Origin of the sequence: Vibrio makurazakiensis (assembly GCF_050337375.1) — a bacterium.
Lineage (GTDB): Bacteria > Pseudomonadota > Gammaproteobacteria > Enterobacterales > Vibrionaceae > Vibrio > Vibrio makurazakiensis.
In genome coordinates this window covers 1-16,653 of sequence record NZ_JAKJSW010000092.1, presented here as the reverse complement: position 1 = coordinate 16,653, position 16,653 = coordinate 1, and the positions used below count along the sequence as shown (strand labels likewise).

The 16,653-nt window shown below is 42.5% G+C and carries 16 protein-coding genes; 9 read left to right on the top strand and 7 right to left on the bottom strand.

Features of this window, described 5'->3' with window-relative positions; genetic code table 11:
- Positions 1-149 precede the first annotated feature (149 nt).
- Positions 150-824, top strand: coding sequence for a pyrimidine 5'-nucleotidase (gene yjjG / locus L4C33_RS11970; RefSeq protein WP_428812662.1), 675 nt, complete (start codon positions 150-152; stop codon positions 822-824).
- A gap of 94 nt (positions 825-918) precedes the next feature.
- Here yjjG and L4C33_RS11965 read toward each other — a convergent pair whose 3' ends face one another.
- Complete coding sequence (locus tag L4C33_RS11965) at positions 919-3,048, bottom strand: diguanylate cyclase domain-containing protein (RefSeq protein WP_428812661.1); 2,130 nt, start codon at positions 3,046-3,048, stop codon at positions 919-921.
- Between the two features lie 125 nt (positions 3,049-3,173).
- Here L4C33_RS11965 and yddG point away from each other — a divergent pair, with 125 nt between their 5' ends.
- Positions 3,174-4,112: an aromatic amino acid DMT transporter YddG gene (gene yddG / locus L4C33_RS11960; protein ID WP_428812664.1), complete on the top strand. Its 939-nt coding sequence runs from the start codon at positions 3,174-3,176 to the stop codon at positions 4,110-4,112.
- Positions 4,113-4,196: 84 nt separating this feature from the next.
- Here yddG and L4C33_RS11955 read toward each other — a convergent pair whose 3' ends face one another.
- Together L4C33_RS11955 and L4C33_RS11950 are read right to left on the bottom strand one after the other, a co-directional pair.
- On the bottom strand, positions 4,197-5,096 hold the full coding sequence (locus L4C33_RS11955; RefSeq protein WP_428812660.1) for a cation diffusion facilitator family transporter: 900 nt from the start codon (positions 5,094-5,096) through the stop codon (positions 4,197-4,199).
- A gap of 192 nt (positions 5,097-5,288) precedes the next feature.
- The gene (locus tag L4C33_RS11950) at positions 5,289-6,167 is read right to left on the bottom strand and encodes a LysR family transcriptional regulator (RefSeq protein ID WP_428812659.1); all 879 of its coding nucleotides are present in this window, start codon (positions 6,165-6,167) and stop codon (positions 5,289-5,291) included.
- A gap of 163 nt (positions 6,168-6,330) precedes the next feature.
- Between L4C33_RS11950 and L4C33_RS11945 the strand changes: the two genes are divergently transcribed.
- The 4 genes from L4C33_RS11945 to L4C33_RS11930 all read left to right on the top strand — a co-directional run bounded on the left by L4C33_RS11945 (position 6,331) and on the right by L4C33_RS11930 (position 10,177).
- A complete protein-coding gene (locus L4C33_RS11945; protein WP_428812663.1) occupies positions 6,331-6,942 on the top strand; it encodes a class I SAM-dependent DNA methyltransferase in 612 nt (203 codons plus the stop codon).
- A gap of 303 nt (positions 6,943-7,245) precedes the next feature.
- Positions 7,246-8,781, top strand: a complete 1,536-nt coding sequence (locus tag L4C33_RS11940) for a YjjI family glycine radical enzyme (RefSeq protein ID WP_428812658.1) — start codon at positions 7,246-7,248, stop codon at positions 8,779-8,781.
- Between the two features lie 22 nt (positions 8,782-8,803).
- The gene (locus tag L4C33_RS11935) at positions 8,804-9,697 is read left to right on the top strand and encodes a YjjW family glycine radical enzyme activase (RefSeq protein WP_428812657.1); all 894 of its coding nucleotides are present in this window, start codon (positions 8,804-8,806) and stop codon (positions 9,695-9,697) included.
- A gap of 180 nt (positions 9,698-9,877) precedes the next feature.
- On the top strand, positions 9,878-10,177 hold the full coding sequence (locus tag L4C33_RS11930) for a hypothetical protein (protein ID WP_428812656.1): 300 nt from the start codon (positions 9,878-9,880) through the stop codon (positions 10,175-10,177).
- Positions 10,178-10,263: 86 nt separating this feature from the next.
- Here the strand turns inward: L4C33_RS11930 and L4C33_RS11925 are convergent, their stop codons facing one another.
- Positions 10,264-11,880, bottom strand: coding sequence for an NAD(P)/FAD-dependent oxidoreductase (locus L4C33_RS11925; RefSeq protein WP_428812655.1), 1,617 nt, complete (start codon positions 11,878-11,880; stop codon positions 10,264-10,266).
- 223 nt (positions 11,881-12,103) lie between these two features.
- Between L4C33_RS11925 and fdxA the strand changes: the two genes are divergently transcribed.
- Positions 12,104-12,427, top strand: coding sequence for a ferredoxin FdxA (fdxA, locus tag L4C33_RS11920; RefSeq protein ID WP_428812654.1), 324 nt, complete (start codon positions 12,104-12,106; stop codon positions 12,425-12,427).
- Positions 12,428-12,496: 69 nt separating this feature from the next.
- Here the strand turns inward: fdxA and L4C33_RS11915 are convergent, their stop codons facing one another.
- The 3 genes from L4C33_RS11915 to L4C33_RS11905 all read right to left on the bottom strand — a co-directional run bounded on the left by L4C33_RS11915 (position 12,497) and on the right by L4C33_RS11905 (position 14,951).
- On the bottom strand, positions 12,497-13,231 hold the full coding sequence (locus tag L4C33_RS11915; RefSeq protein ID WP_428812653.1) for an RNA methyltransferase: 735 nt from the start codon (positions 13,229-13,231) through the stop codon (positions 12,497-12,499).
- Positions 13,232-13,450: 219 nt separating this feature from the next.
- A complete protein-coding gene (locus L4C33_RS11910; protein WP_428812652.1) occupies positions 13,451-14,503 on the bottom strand; it encodes an aldo/keto reductase in 1,053 nt (350 codons plus the stop codon).
- Positions 14,504-14,807: 304 nt separating this feature from the next.
- The gene (locus tag L4C33_RS11905) at positions 14,808-14,951 is read right to left on the bottom strand and encodes a hypothetical protein (protein WP_428812651.1); all 144 of its coding nucleotides are present in this window, start codon (positions 14,949-14,951) and stop codon (positions 14,808-14,810) included.
- Positions 14,952-15,065: 114 nt separating this feature from the next.
- On the opposite strand from L4C33_RS11905, the gene L4C33_RS11900 reads away from it, so the two are divergent.
- Positions 15,066-15,230, top strand: a complete 165-nt coding sequence (locus tag L4C33_RS11900) for a hypothetical protein (RefSeq protein ID WP_428812650.1) — start codon at positions 15,066-15,068, stop codon at positions 15,228-15,230.
- A 126-nt stretch (positions 15,231-15,356) separates the two neighbouring features.
- On the top strand, positions 15,357-16,592 hold the full coding sequence (gene pepT, locus L4C33_RS11895) for a peptidase T (RefSeq protein WP_428812649.1): 1,236 nt from the start codon (positions 15,357-15,359) through the stop codon (positions 16,590-16,592).
- Positions 16,593-16,653 lie beyond the last annotated feature (61 nt).

The following is a 16,653-nucleotide window of genomic DNA, read 5'->3' as shown; positions in this document are numbered from 1 at the left end:
CCTAACTCTTAATTTTAATCACGTTGCGATGTGATTGATCTCAAATAACCTGATTTTTATGATCGTATTTGAGTAGCCGTACCGCTTTGTAGCCATTTCCACACAAGTTAAAACCGCCTACACTAGCCGCAATTAATTGAGGAGTGGTTATGAAGTACGATTGKATTTATTTTGACGCGGATGAAACCTTGTTTCACTTTGATTCTTTCAAAGGCATGCAGTTGATGTTTTCGCGTTTTGGTGTGGATTTCACCAAGCATGACTACTCGGAATATCAAAAAGTGAATCTACCACTATGGGTGGAGTACCAAGATGGCGTTATAAATGCGCAGCAATTGAAGCACACTCGCTTTGAAGCTTGGGCTAACAAGCTTGATACAACGACAGCTGAGCTTAACTCTGCCTTTCTAACCGCAATGGCTGATATATGTACGCTATTACCTGGCGCTAAAGAACTGTTAGAAGCGTTAAGCGGTAAAGTGAACATGGGTATCATTACCAATGGGTTTACTGAGTTACAGTCGATTAGGCTCGAACGAACGGGTATGACGGACTACTTTAAACATGTGGTTATTTCTGAGGAAGTGGGCATTGCTAAACCAGATACTGGGATTTTTGCGCATGCACATGATCTTAGCGGTTCACCAGAGAAAAAGAGAATGTTGATGGTAGGGGATAACCCACTGTCAGATGTGCTTGGCGGACTAAATTTTGGTATCGAAACTTGTTGGCTGAATAGTTCTCAAAGTCCAAAACCAGAAGGTGTAGAGCCACATTACGAAGTATCATCTTTAAAGCAATTGCAACAGCTCCTGCTAGGTTAACCTTTAGCGATAGCGTAACTCAATACGCTCTTTCTACGGCTCACTGAATTTGTTCGTGTGAGCCTATCTCTATCTCTATCTCTAACCGATCCTTTTATATGTCTTCAGATAACTCGATTAGAGCGTTGTTTCTACCCCGAGCTTTAACTTTATAGAGTACTTCGTCAGCACGCTGAATCAGTTCTTCATTGGTTAGTTTTGCTAGGTCTTGTTGGTTAAACAAGGCTGCCCCTATCGATAGCGTAAGGTAGTCACTGCACATTGAACCATGATGTTCGATTGCTAACATCTGTAGACTTTTGAGTAACTCTTGAGCTGCGGTATTTAACTCACTTAAAGTGTATCCCTCGCTGATTATCAAAAACTCATCTCCCCCGTATCGAAAAACTTTACAACCATTCAATTCAGAGTTTTTCTTAAGTAATTGAGCGACTTCTAATAGCGCTTGATCACCACGAATGTGTCCGTAACAGTCGTTGAACTGCTTATAGTAGTCAATATCGATAAGCATGATTGAAACGGCTTGGTTAGTTTCAATATTGTTTTTACGGCATTCATCGATAGACGAAAGTAATGGTAACCGGTTGAACAAACCACTTAGCGGGTCTATTTGCATTAGCTTTTTAAGTTCGAGTTGTTGTTCTTCTAGCTGTCGTTTTTGCTGCTTGTTTTGAATATCTATCGAGATATAAGAGCAAAGGTGCTTCACTAATGAAAAATGGTAATCCTGGTAAGCATGATGCTGGTGAGTCTGAGCCGTGAGTATGCCCAGAACTTTATCTTCCAGAATAAGAGGGATCATAATGATCGATGGATAGTCTTCATCTGTGGTGCCAACAAACGCCTGTTGTGTGTGTGGCTTCTTCAGAAGTTGGGCTAATACAGCGGATGAAAACTGACCATGCACGAAAGCTTTTTTGTTTTTGATGCAATAGGTACTTAATGTCGATTCTTCAGAGCATTGAATCGTAAATGGCTCTAGTTGATGGCCAAAGTCCACAAATTGGTTGTACGCTAAGGTATCTGATTTTTCATCATATAAGCCAAGAGCTAAGCACTCGACGGGCATAATAGTATTAAGATCTTTATAGAGGCGAAACACCATATCCGTGAGATCTGAATGGGTGTTCAGATACTCTCCGAAGGAAGAGATAAAATCTAAGTTATTGGCGAAAGAGTGAGAGTTCTCAAGTTTTGGTCTTTCTGAATACAGCCGATAAAGTTGGGAAATTGTGTTCAAATTTCCATCTGAGTGCAGCTTAGACGCTTTGGTTTGCAACTCAATAGCCTGCTTTAGCATCGAATTTTGAACATCAATATTTGCCTCATGCCCACTATGCTCAACTAACAGTGACGCGAAGTACTCTAACGAGTTGGCACTGCCAAATTGAAGGGTCAATGAAACACCTAGGCTAAGGTTAGGCTCAAGCTTGTCGTAACGGTTATGTTCAATTGCGCATGCACAGTATTCTTTCAACGTGTCGATTTGAAAGAAGTTGTCGTTGAGCTGTTGGCAACTTGTAATGGACTGCTGGAATGACGATAGTGCGGCGTCGATCTCGCCTTGTGATTCAAGGAACGAGCCGTATGCACTGTGATAATAGTGCTGGCCAATAGTACTTGGGTAGTCATTTAAGGCTGACCTGAATTGCGAAAACTGTTCTTTTGCCTTTTCAATATTACCGAGCTTGCCATTGACGAATGCAAGGTTAGACAAAATAGGAATAGATGACACTAACTCTGGTTGGCTGTTCTGTTCCCAAGCTAATTCTAAGTAATAATGAGCTTTAGAATAGTCTTCAGTATCTAGGAAGATAAAGCCTAAATTATTATAAATTCTCGATGACAGGCGTCGGTTGTAAAGTGATTTGCATTCGCTTGCGTTAGTTAACGCTACGATAGATTCGGAATAGTTTCCGAGCCTCAACAAAGCAACACCTATTGCGTATTCGATGCAGTAGTTTAAACCGGGTATGCGTTGCTGGCCACGCCCGTGGACAGCGGCATCTGAGAGTTTGGTGAGCGCTTCGTTTGCGCGTCCGAGCTTGAGTAAACGATAGCCGGAGCAAAAAAGTTTAACCGCCATTGGAATAGTCTGGTTAGAACTGAGCGACTTTTTCTCCATCTGATTTTGAATCGCATGAACTTCCTGTTCGCTACTTGCTTCTATTACGTCACTAAGTCTTTGACTTAAATATAGGTTAAAAGTTTGCACAGGTTTCATTACGCCGACAATCGATAAATTACTTAATATTGTACGGTGTGTTGTTAATCGGTGAAAGTAAAAATTACTATTTATTAAGCGTGTGGGTATGATGCTTGAGCAAGCAATTATTTTTTATTGTTAGGATGAAAGGAAGTATTTTGATAGCTCGTCACCGTTTTACTCTGTTTGGATGCCTTGCCATCCTTTTTTGGAGCTGCTTGATGGCTCTGTCTCGCACTGTGTCGGAACAACTAGGGCCTATCGGTGGTGCTGCATCTATTTATACGGTTAGCTCCATATTTTTGATCCTAATTATGGGTGTTCCCAATATTAAGCGATTTTCAAAAACATACTTATTAGCTGGTGGGGCGATGTTTGTATGTTACGAAATTTTCTTGTCACTCGCTTTAGGTATGGCTAACAATCGACATCAAGCGGTTGAAATGGCGGTTATCAATTATTTGTGGCCAGCCATGACGGTGCTCGTTGCAGTGCTCATCAGTAAAAAGAAAACCAACCTGTTGGTTTACCCTGCTATTTGCTTAGCTTTCTTTGGTGTAGCTTGGAGCATAAGCGGTGATCAAGGGCTGTCTGTTAATCAAATATTAGCGAACATAGCGACGAACCCTGCGACCTATTCTATGGCGTTCTTTGGGGCGATTATTTGGGCTATTTATTGCAATTTCACTCAAAAAGTGGCGAAAGGACAGAACGCAATCGTGCTGTTTTTTATCGCTACGGCTATCACTTTGTGGATTCAATATGCGATCAGTGATGAAACTGGGATGAGCTTAACGCTGGGTTCAACGGTGGATTTACTGCTGGCTGGGATTGTAATGGGATCGGGGTATGCGCTGTGGAACATCGCGATACTGGGTGGAAACATGGTGCTGCTTGCAACCTTGTCTTATTTCACGCCGATCTTTTCTACTTTCTTATCTTCTTTGATCCTAGGGATCGCATTAACGGACACTTTTTGGCAAGGAGTCGTTATGGTTACTCTCGGGTCTTTAGCGTGTTGGTGGGTGACCCGAGATAAAGTGAGCAGTAAAGTAGTTCAAGAAGTGGAGCGCACTAACTGATTTTGCGCTCGGTCTGGTTCTGATAATTGCTGCGCTTTTCAACTTAGATTCAGGGCTTTAATAGCTTTTACGCTTTAGCCCCCTTTAAGAACTCGCAATATTTAGGTTCAATTGAAGTTCATAAGGTAATTTTGAAAGCCTACGTTGTAAGCGGCGGCGAGTTCGTTCTAGGTCGCCTAATTCGATAGTATTGGCATCTTGGCTGTGTATGTCGACATTAACGCGCAGCTCTTGGCCAACTTTAGTCACGCCTGTTAACTCTAAGTTTTGCTGTGCCTCTTTGTCGACGGCCACTACATTTTGGTCAACCTTTTCACAAATCTCCTTTGTTGCTGACATCATCAGTAACTCACGCATTGCTCCGCGCAGCATATCTAATGGTACCTTAATAAAGTAGAACGACATAAGCAGCATCATCAATGGGTCGGCATAAACGGCATATTGGCTATAGGGAGATAAGGTAATGCCCCAAGCTAATACAAACCCCGCCGTGACTGCGACGCTTAGCAGTGTATCCATTTGCCATTGTTTAGATTCAGCTGAAATCAAGCCTGAAGAAAAGTGGCGACTTTTACGTGCGATGTACCACCATGCGTAGCCACAACCCACGACATTCACAATACCAAATAGAGTGGCAATTGAAGCGTCGACTTCTCGACCTCCAGAAAACAATGAGATGACTGCAGAGTACAACGAGYAGCCAACGATGAGTAAGATAACTAGAGCTTTGATTGATATGACAATCGGTTCGATGACTGCTCGACCGAATGGGAACTCTGAATCTGAAGGGCGGTTGATGTAGTAAGAAGCTGCGAGTGACAATAAAGTTAACAGTAAACTGATCAATGAATAAACACCGTCAAATACGATAACCAATGAACCAACCCAAAGTCCAAGTACTAGCCCACCGATTGCGAAGCCCGATGCTAAAAGGGCTGAAAAGGTGAGTACTCGATTTTCGTTTTGGCGTTTCCTGTCACACATGTTGATTTCCTAGCTTAGAACCTAACTCAATTGTTCTCATATAGGACGAATTTTACAAATGCTATCTAGTTTAGATTAAACAAGGATTTTGGGTTGTTTTGGTAAACTCAAATAAATCAGTGGCTTACCCGTAATGTATGGTGTCATTATTATTGGCGCTGACTGATTTGTATTCAATTTTATTTATTTTCTTTAGAAATCAAATAAGTAGTCACTGAGCTTATCTGCGAGCCAGTTCATACCAGGGTGCTCTTGCATCCCTGCTGCGGTAAACATGCAGTAGTCTTCTTGAGTTAAACCATAGGTATGTTTAATGACAGCAATCTCTTGTTGGCGCAAAAGGTGGCGAATAAGAGGCTCAGGAAGTACTCCCCACGCTTCTTCTTTTAAAATCGTATCCAACATATAGTCAAAGCTAGAGAAGCCAATATAACGACGAGAGAAAGGTTCTAACTCTGGGTTGTCTTTCTCGTTGAGATAAACCATGGTGGCCTGCATTGCGTTTCTAAGTTCTTCATCGGAGACACGACGCATGGCACTGAGAGGGTGGCCTTTTTTGCAAACCGACATTAAACGGATTTTGCCTAATGGGTTGTATGTGATCCTTGGGTCATCAACGCGTTCATAATCGACACCAAAAGCGAAATCGACTTGTTGGGTTTCGACTAAGTTGGCTAAGTCGCCACTTGAGGCTAAAACAATATTAAACGAGGTGGATGGGTAGCGGTTATTCAATCTGTGTGAAAGGTCTTGCCACATGTTGTCTGGTAATGAGTCGTCACGAGCAATCCAAATTTCGGCGTTGAACTCGCCAGAAACTTGAGCACAGGTTTGTTTGATCCTTGCTGCTGTTACTAGCATACTCTCACAATCTTTATAGACTGCCTTTCCTGCCTCAGACAAAGATAGGTGGTTACCCGATCTCACGAAAAGCTCGACATCCAACTCTTTTTCAAATGCTTTGATCGCCATACTTAGCTTCGTTCTATTGCATTCCAGTTGACGAGCAGCTTCAGAAACAGACCCTAAGTCGGCAACTGAACAGAAAGCTTGGATTTGAGAAAGGTTCATTGGTTTTCCATGTAAACAAGTGACTTGATCGAATAATAATTAAATATTGTGCTAGTTATCTTAGAAATTATCCATCATTGAGTGATAACTCTATGACGAAAAGGGTAATTTGGTTTAATCTGAACGTGTTCCTAATGTACAAGAAGTAATGATGGAGGCCATGATGGCAAATGAATGGGACGAATACGCACTGGGTTGGGAACAAGACCAAGCAACCAGCGTATTCGCACAATCAGTATTTGAAGAGCTACAAAAGCTTATTGAATTGGATGGAACTCGGATTCTAGATTTTGGTTGTGGTACTGGTTTACTGAGCCAAAAAATCTCGCCATTAGTCAAAGAAATTATTGCGCTTGATGGCTCTGAAGCCATGATTGAAGAGTTAGATAAAAAAGAGCTGCCTAATGTAGAACCTGTTGTCGACTTCTTAACGCGAGGCATTGCTGCCCAGCATCCTGCATTTCGTCATCAATTTGATGCTGTGGTCGCTTCTTCAGTATGTGGTTTTATTCCTAACCTGCAAGACACCGTCAGTCTCATATATACCTTGCTCGAAGAAGATGGTTTGTTCGTTCACTGGGATTGGTGTGTAGAAGACGATAATCAGGGATTCGGCTTAACTTGTGAAAAAGCAGAAAGTATTCTCATCGCCGCAGGTTTTTCTAGAGTCGAAGTATCAACACCGTTTTCTATTGAAACAAAAGACGGCTTAAAGAAAGTGCTGATGGGTGTGGGCTATAAGTCCTCTGTTGGCAGTACAATTCAGTTCGATTAAATATTACGATTGAAGCCCCGCTAGCCGGGGCTTTTAGCATTTTAATACCCTTGAATTCTCTCCACACGGACCGACTGCATAACACTTTCCTGTATAAAGTATCCCGCACAGAAATCGATAATTGATCGTAAACTTCCCCCTTTATTAAGAACAACTTTACTTATACGTATTTAATAAATTTCCGGTGTATCTGTATTAATCTTGTTCTATTTCCATTTTGGAAAGAGTGGGTTGGATATCTTTCAATAGAGGAAACTCATGACTCGCGTTAACCTAGACCCATATAATAAATAGGGTTTAATTATGAGCCAAACGCAGTTGCAACAACGTTTCTATGACATTATTTCCGACGTCAACCTGTCACCTAAGCAAAAATCGAGTTACCTCGCGCTAGAAGCAGAAGCTAGCCTTCCTTACATGGAAGTGAGTAGTGAAGCTGCAATCGCACTAGAGGATGGTGTGTTGTGCGATATGTTCGAAGGCCACGCTCCATTTAAGCCGCGTTATGTACTTCCTGATTATTCTAAATACTTATTTCAAGGCTCAGAGTATTTAGAGCTTAACGCGGCAACCAATCTTGATGAAGCATTGAACATGTTGACCATCATTTATCATCATGTTCCTTCTGTTACTTCTATCCCTGTTTATTTAGGCCAGCTTGATGATGTATTGATGCCATTCGTCGGTGACTTAACTGAAGAGCAAATTTATCAAAAGATAAAGCTGTTCTGGATAATGCTTGATCGCACGTTACCTGACGCATTTATGCATGTGAATATTGGCCCAAGCGACAACATCATTTGCCGTACTATTTTACGTGTAGACGCAGAGCTTAAACAGATCGCTCCCAACCTTACTTTTATGTACGACCCTGAGGTAACGCCAGACGATCTTCTGCGTCATGCGGCATCTAATATCTGTGAATGCAGCAAACCTCACATTGCAAATTATCCCGCTCATGCTAGTGCGTACGGTGATAAGAGGTTTGGTATTGTAAGTTGTTATAACTCACTACCTTTAGCTGGTGGTTCAAACACATTAGTACGAATGAACCTTAAAGAGGTCGCTTTACGATCTCATGATAGTGTCGATTTCCTAGATCAGGTATTACCATCTTACAGTCGTATTATGGTTGAAGTCATGGACGCGAGAAGTAGCTTTTTGCATGAGAAATCGAACTTTTTTGACGGTTTTTTAGTTAAAGAAGGCTTAATCGAAGAGTCTCGTTTTGCGCCAATGTTTGGTATTTATGGTATGGCTGAAGCTGTAAATATTTTAATGGAAAAAGCAGGACATGCAGGTCGATACGGGCATAGTGAGCAAGCAAACCAGCTTGGTTTTGATATCTCAGAGAAACTTGCTGAGATTGTTGAGTTATCAACAGTCAAATATGGGCTTGAAGGTAAGGCATTGCTTCATGCTCAGGGCGGAATCAGTTTAGACAAAGATGTGACGCCTGGGGTTCGAATCCCTTATGGTACTGAACCTGACCCTGTGTCATATGTACTTGCAACGGCTGGTCATCACAAATTTTATACCTCTGGCATCAGCGACATACTAACGATTGACGAAACCGTTAAGTCGAACCCTGAAGCGATGTTTAACTTGTGTAAAGGCGCTATTCAGGCGGGCTATCGTGAATTTACGGCTAACGTTGCTTCTAATGATTTAGTTCGTGTTACGGGCTATATGATTAAGCTGTCAGAAATAGCGAAATATGGCGCTGAAGGCTCTAGAACTAACACAACATTCCTCGGAGCAGAGGCTGCGAAGAACACAGGTATACTTGAACGTAAACCGAGAGTCGCCAGTTYAGAGATGTCTCCGGTTTATGAATAACGAATTTCTGATCTAACAACTCATGGCTAGGGTTACTATAAATAATAAGACAGAAAAACAAGCGAAGGTCAGCCGTGTGCTGACCTTTTCTTGTGTTGATGGACCGGGAAATCGATTGGTTCTCTTTTTACAAGGGTGCAATTTCGACTGTATCACTTGTCACAACCCTCACACGATTAACCATTGCAACCATTGTGGAGACTGTGTTGAGCCATGCCCTGCTGGTGCGCTCGCTTTTTCTGAAAGTGGAAAGGTTATCTGGAATGCCGAGCTCTGTACGAATTGTGATAAATGTATTGAGGTATGCAGCCACAAATCGAGCCCAAAAATTACGACGATGACAGTTACTGAGGTTATTGCACTGGTACGCTCTAATCACTTTTTCTTAAGTGGCATCACGGTTTCTGGTGGGGAAGCGACTATGCAGCTTCCGTTTATCATTGAGTTATTCAAATCCATTAAGCAAGACAGTGAACTGTCACATCTAACGTGTTTTATTGATAGCAACGGTTCACTTCCAGAGTCCGGTTGGGAAAAGGTTATGCCTTATCTAAATGGAGCGATGATTGACCTAAAATCCTGGCAGTCGGAGACACATCAGTGGCTAGTCGGGCGGGATAATCATCGTGTTTTTAAATCTATAAACCAGTTGGCAGAGCACGGTAAATTGTACGAGGTTCGTCTGCTTCATATACCAGAACGTAGTGATTTAGATACTGAAATAGAGCAAGTAGGTCAGTTTCTAAAGCGCCTTCCAGAAAAAGTAAACATTCGCCTGAATGCATTTCAACATCATGGGGTACAAGGCGTAGCTTTAGAGTGGGATAAATGCACAGAGCAACAAATGATTCACTTTCATTCGCAGTTGTCAGAAATTGTTCAGCGTCCGATCATGAAGCCGAGTATTTATACATAACGTGAATGTGATTTGTTTTATATAGTTTGGTCAAATTTCGATAATTTTGTGGTTTGGTTCACGGATATGTTTGCAAGCTTTGCTAAGTTGTAGTCAAGGATAGATGGAAGTCTCTATTTGTATTCTCAATAGTCGCTTTCACATTCGAAACTTGACCTCATTTAACAGTGCGAGATAACGATGAAAAAAGTACAAGCAGATCAGTTAGATTATCATGGAGAGTCTAACGGTGTTCATAGTTGGACAACACCGAGTGGTCAGCCATATTACTGGCACCCTGATTGGCTACACATTGCCGAAGACGCTACGGGCTCCCACCCAAAACAAAAGATCGAGGTTGAAAAAGATCAACCTGCGTCTGAGAAGCACGCTGTGTCGGCTATTTTGAAACACATAAATCAATGGGCGGCAGACAAACTGGCAAATCACCCTGAGATAGAAACAGGCTCTGTAGAAGCCGAGATTAACCTTAAAAAATAGGGTTCTCACCAGCTGTCAGTACGCAGATATTAAAAAAGGGCTCTTATGAGCCCTTTTTGTATTTCCAACAATGTAGCAACAGAAAGTTAAGCCTTGTTAGCTTGCTCAACCATAGATAAAGCAAGCGCTTCTGCAGCTTTAATTCCGTCGATACCCGCAGATAAAATACCACCTGCATAACCCGCGCCTTCGCCTGCTGGGAAGAAGCCTTTTAGGTTGATGCTTTGGAAGTCTTTACCGCGTTTGATACAAACAGGAGACGAAGTACGAGTCTCTACACCAGTCAATAGGCCATCTGGTGTTGAGAAGCCTTTAATCTTCTTCTCAAATGCAGGAATAGCTTCGCGAATAGCTTCAATGGCAAAATCAGGTAGTGCTTTTGAAATATCCGTTAGGTGGATACCCGGAGTGAACGATGGCTTCACTTCACCCACTTCACTTGGGGTTGCCCCTTTTAAGAAGTCACCGATTTTTTGAGCCGGAGCATCGTAGTTTTCGCCGCCAAGAACAAAAGCACCAGACTCTAGTTCACGCTGTAAACGAATACCTGCAAGTGGGTCACCTGGGTAATCACGATCTGGGTCAATACCTACAACAATAGCGCTGTTCGCGTTACGTTCTGCTCGGGAGTATTGGCTCATGCCGTTTGTTACTACACGTCCTTCTTCCGAAGTTGCAGCAACAACAGTACCACCAGGACACATACAGAAGCTGTATACTGTGCGCCCGTTCTTACAGTGGTGCACTAATTTGTAATCGGCTGCGCCAAGAATAGGGTTACCAGCGTTTTTACCGAATCGCGCTTCATCAATCATCGACTGTTTGTGTTCAATACGGAAGCCAACAGAGAATGGCTTCGCTTCCATGTAAACACCACGCTCATGCAACATTTCAAACGTGTCACGAGCACTGTGACCAACCGCAAGTACTACGTGACGAGTTTTGATTTCTTCGCCGTTAGAAAGCGTTAGACCAGTGATTTGACCATCTTCCATATGAAGATCATCAACACGAGTGCTGAAACGGATTTCGCCGCCAAGCTCGATAATAGTGGCACGCATCTTTTCGATCATAGTAACAAGTTTGAACGTACCGATGTGCGGCTTACTTACGTATAGGATCTCTTCTGGAGCACCTGCTGCTACGAATTCTTCGATAACTTTACGGCCGTAGTGTTTTGGATCTTTGACTTGGCTGTAGAGTTTTCCGTCTGAGAATGTACCTGCACCACCTTCACCAAACTGAACGTTTGATTCAGTATTGAGTGTACGTTTACGCCAGAAACCGAAAGTATCTTTAGTACGTTCACGAACTTCTTTACCACGCTCAACGATGATCGGGTTAAAGCCCATTTGAGCAAGTACTAGACCAGCGAATAGACCACATGGGCCGAAACCAATGACTACAGGGCGCTCGGTTTGGTTTGCTGCTGCCTGTGCAACAAACTTGTATTCCATGTCTGGTGTTTCTTTTACATGAGGGTCGCTTACGAAAGCTTCAAGCAGCGCTGCTTCATCTTCTACGACTACATCTAATGTATAAATGAGAAGGATTTTTGATTTCTTACGCGCATCGTAACCGCGTTTGAATACGTTGAATGAAAGCAGTTGCTCAGGCGATAAGCCAAGCTTCTTAATAATAGCCGCGGAAAGAGCTTCTTCTTCATGATCTAGAGGAAGCTTGATTTCAGTTAAACGAATCATGCAGGTGTCTCACTTAGTTGGTGTCTTAGCCAAACTCTTCAACTTAGTCGAGAGTTAAGCTCACAATGGCGCGCATTTTACGAGAATTTGAATTCTCTGTCATACTAAATTGGCAATATCAGCCCATTTGAAGAAATATTCATAGTGCATGATGTTGAATTTTACTTTGGGATGAGTATTATCCCCATTCTTCAATTTTGACTAACGTAAGAGTAACTGCATCATGGCATTTGTCGTAGGTGATAACTGTATACAATGTAAATACACAGACTGTGTGGCTGTGTGCCCTGCGGATGCGTTCCATGAAGGGCCAAACTTCATGGTAATTAATCCGATTGAGTGTATTGATTGTGGGTTATGCGTACCTGAATGCGATGCTCAGGCAATTTTCCAAGAAGATGAGTTACCAGAAGATCAGCAAATATACATTGAGCTCAATGCTGAGCTTGCAGAAGTTTGGCCTGTGCAGACGGAAGTGAAGCCTCCTATGGATGACGCGGCAAAGTGGAATGGTGTTGCGGATAAATTGGAAATGCTTGAAAAATAGAACAACGGAATTAAAAAAAGCGTAATCACTTAAAGTGGTTACGCTTTTTTTTTTTTGCATTCGTGCTATTTAGCTATGCTGACGACGTAAGTTATCGAGAATAATACCGGTAGCCATGGCAACGTTTAGAGACTCCGCGCCACCAAAAGCAGGGATAGTGATCTTGTCTGTTACGCGTTTCGCGGCTTCGTCACGAATACCATGAGACTCACTTCCCATAAGAAGAATACCTTCAGCAGCAAAGTCAGTTTTGTGCACGCTTTCCCCTTCAAGGAATGCACCATAAACTGGAAGGTTTGCTTGGTCTAGGTAGCTCGGTAAGTCGAGTTGGCTAACATGCACACGGCCGAAGCTGCCCATGGTTGCACTGATCGTTTTCGGATTGTACGGATCAGCGCAGTCAGTACTTGCTACGATGTGTTTGATACCGTACCAATCTGCCACWCGGATGATGGTTCCAAGGTTACCCGGATCTGATACGCCATCTAGGGCAATCATCAAACCTTTAGCCTGAGGAACCTCAATTTGAGGTATCTCTACAACAGCAATCGCCGAGTTGTTGCTAACTAATGTACTCGCCTTGGTTAGTTCATCAAGTGATGCTTCAATGCAGTCAAATGAGAACAACGCTTGCTGGTTTTCTTCTAAGAACTCACGAGTTGCAAATACGTGTTTTACGGTTAAGTCACTATTCACCAACTCAAGCACGTTTTTCTCACCTTGGACTAAAAATAAGCCGTGTGCTTTACGCTGTTTCTTCTGGCCTAAAGCTCGAAGTAGTTTTAGTTGGTTTTTTGAAATCATGAATGTGTCCAAAGTGATAAAAATTTAGCTCGAATAAAAGCGTGGGCATTATAGAGTAAAGCGTATAAGACCAAAAGGGATGAGCGAATGGTTTGGCTAAATAATGATTATTTGGATAAGTAACGACTGAYTAGCTAAGCAGCAGCCGTAGAACAGTTAGCAGTAGGTTAAGTAATGCTCGACAGTCTCAAAGTGAGACTGTCGGAAAGCAATATGAGATTAGTATGGCATTGGGTACTGTTTGAATACCGTGTTGATGTCCGTGATTACTTCAGTACTTAACGGTTTAGAGAAAGCCGCAATGTTTTCTTTTAATTGATCCATTGTTGTCGCACCGATAATTGTTGAGGTCACACCGTCAACTTGGTCACACCAGGCTAGCGCTAGTTGGCTTGGCGTATAACCATGAGCGTGTGCAACATCTACATAAGCTTTAATTGCAGAGTTGGCTTGAGGGGTGTCACGGAATATTCCCTGCCTTTGCATATAAGTCCAGCGAGAACCTTCAGGCCTTGCACCATTCAAATATTTACCACTCAGGCTACCAGCCGCGAGCGGAGACCACGGTAAATAGGCTACATCTTCGTGTAAGCAGTTCTCTATTAAATACGGCCAATCTTTTGCGTGCAATAAACTGAATTCGTTCTGTATAGAAACCATTCGCGGTAAGTCATGCTTATCGCTGAGTTTCAAATAGGTGTTAATTCCCCATGGCGTGTCGTCCGATAGCCCACAATGACGGATCTTCCCGGCTTTAATGCATACAGCCAGAGCTTGCAGTATCTCTAACATTTGCGCTTCATGCTGGTGGCGGTCAATGTCGCTGAATTTGAAGTGGTTTGGGAAGTGTTTACCAAAGTGTGGGGATGTTCGGTTTGGCCAATGCAATTGGTACAAATCGATATAATCAGTTTGTAAGCGCTTTAACGAAGCGTCGACAGCTTCTATTATGGCCTCTCCGGTAATAAGCCCTCCGCTGCGAACCCAAGGTAAGCCCGGACCAGCAATTTTGGTGGCAATAACGACATCTTTACGGCGGTTAGGGTTCTTTGCTAACCAGTTACCAATTATTGTCTCTGTTTTTCCGTAAGTGTCAGGAGAGGGAGGCACTGCGTACATTTCAGCGGTATCAATAAAGTTAATGCCCTGACTCAGAGCGTATTCAATTTGCTCTTCCGCTTGCTCCTGAGTGTTCTGAACTCCCCAAGTCATACTGCCAAGACAAATGCGAGAAACGGAAACTTTGCTGCTTCCTAAGAGAGAGTATTCCATGTGTGAGATCCCTTTGAAGTAATTAATTCTGTCACGACACAATGATCAATAGCCTTTACTGAGCTTGATAATAAAAATTGGAGTGAGTGGTAGAATTTTTTGGAACACAAAGTATTAACACAAAATGATGGGGGCGGGAAATGACATGRTTTTAAATTGTGCAAAGTCACCATATAAACAATGAGTAAACCCATGCAACGTCGTTAGATATCATACTTCGACTCAAAGACGTCTACATAGGTTTATAAAAGCTGCAACATAAATTCATAAACTAATTCGGTTTTACCGATGGCTGCTCAATAAGCTAACTAGCTAGCCCTCCCTCTACTTGAGCTTGTTTCAGTGTTTGTTGGCGGTGAGTCTCTTTCTCGGATAATGTTTGATGGTTTGATTGCTCCTGCTTGTCACAAGCTTTAGGCACCAGAACATAGTATTTATTAATCGTCATAACGAACCCTTACATAAATTTGGATGCATCATGCTCGATCATGCCAATCGCATCATCATCCACTTTGTCTCTTTATTAGGGGGAGAATTGAGGGCGTAGATATAGGACAAAGTTATGAGCAGTCATCCGTACGGTGTTAACTATACTGACGTAAACCCTCTAAATAAGAGTGTAGGAAAAGGTACGGGGATTGGTAAAGGTACTGAAATCGATTTAACTGAGTATATCGATATTGTTATCAATGTACCTAAAACTGATGTAGAGCAAATCATTGCCTAGACAGGGGCGTAAGATGATTTTTCTCTAAGCCAAACTACTCACCAAGTTGTAATGTGCTGTTTTAAATAAAGTACATATGAATAGAAGTAGAAATGGTGATTGCCTCTGTATATAGCGAGATAAATTATGGAAATACTTGTTGAACGATTTTTGCGTTATGTTTCTTTTGATACTCAGTCTGTGCCTTCCAATTCTCATTGTCCGAGTTCTTCAGGGCAGTATGTATTCGCTGAAGCTTTAAAAGCAGAATTAGAAGCGATGGGCTTGGCTAATGTTTCACTCGATGAACATGGTTATCTAATGGCAACACTTCCTTCAAATGTTGATCATGAAGTTCCAGCAATTGGCTTTATTGCGCATATGGACACCGCACCTGATGCATCGGGTAAGAATGTAAAACCACAAATTATCAAGAATTACCAAGGCGGTGATATCGTACTTGGAGAGAGTGGTGAAAGCTTAACGCCGCAGCAGTATCCAGACTTAAATCAATTACATGGTCATGACATCATTACTACTGATGGAACAACGCTGCTTGGTGCTGACAACAAAGCAGGTATCGCAGAAATTATTTCGGCTATTTCCTTTCTTTGTGAAAACCCTCAATTAAAACACGGCGATATTTGTATCGGCTTTACACCGGATGAAGAAATTGGCCGCGGGGCTAACTTGTTTGATGTAGAAAAGTTTGGCGCTAAGTGGGCGTACACCATTGATGGTGGGCCTATCGGTGAATTGGAGTTTGAAAACTTCAATGCGACGAGCGCTGATGTTATTTGTCATGGCGTGAATGTTCACCCTGGTACGGCTAAAGGTAAAATGGTGAATGCCATGAATATTGCCGCGCGTTTTCAACTGATGATGCCGGCGCAAGAAACGCCAGAGTGCACTGAAGGTTATGAAGGCTTCTATCATTTGAAGTCAGCAGAAATGGGTGTTGCACGAACGGAGCTCGGCTATATCATCCGAGATTTTGACCGAGAGGGCGTAGCGGAGCGTAAAACATTCATGCAATGCAAAGTGGATGAATTGAATGGGCAACTCGAAAAAGGCCGAGTAGAGCTCAAGCTTTCAGACAGCTATTTCAATATGAGAGAGATGGTTGAGCCGCACCAGCACATTATAGAGTTAGCCAAGCAAGCAATGATCGAATGCGACGTAGAACCTATGATAAAGCCTATTCGTGGCGGAACCGATGGTGCTCGTTTGTCGTTTATGGGGTTACCATGTCCGAACATCTTTACTGGCGGTTATAACTTCCACGGTATTCATGAATTTATTACGGTGCAAGGAATGGAACAAGCAGTGAAAGTTATCGTCGCACTCACTCAGAAAACTGCGCAACACTATAATACGCAGTAATTTATACTATCCCTTTGTAATTTAGAAAGTATTCATTGATACTTCCTATACGTATTAAGGG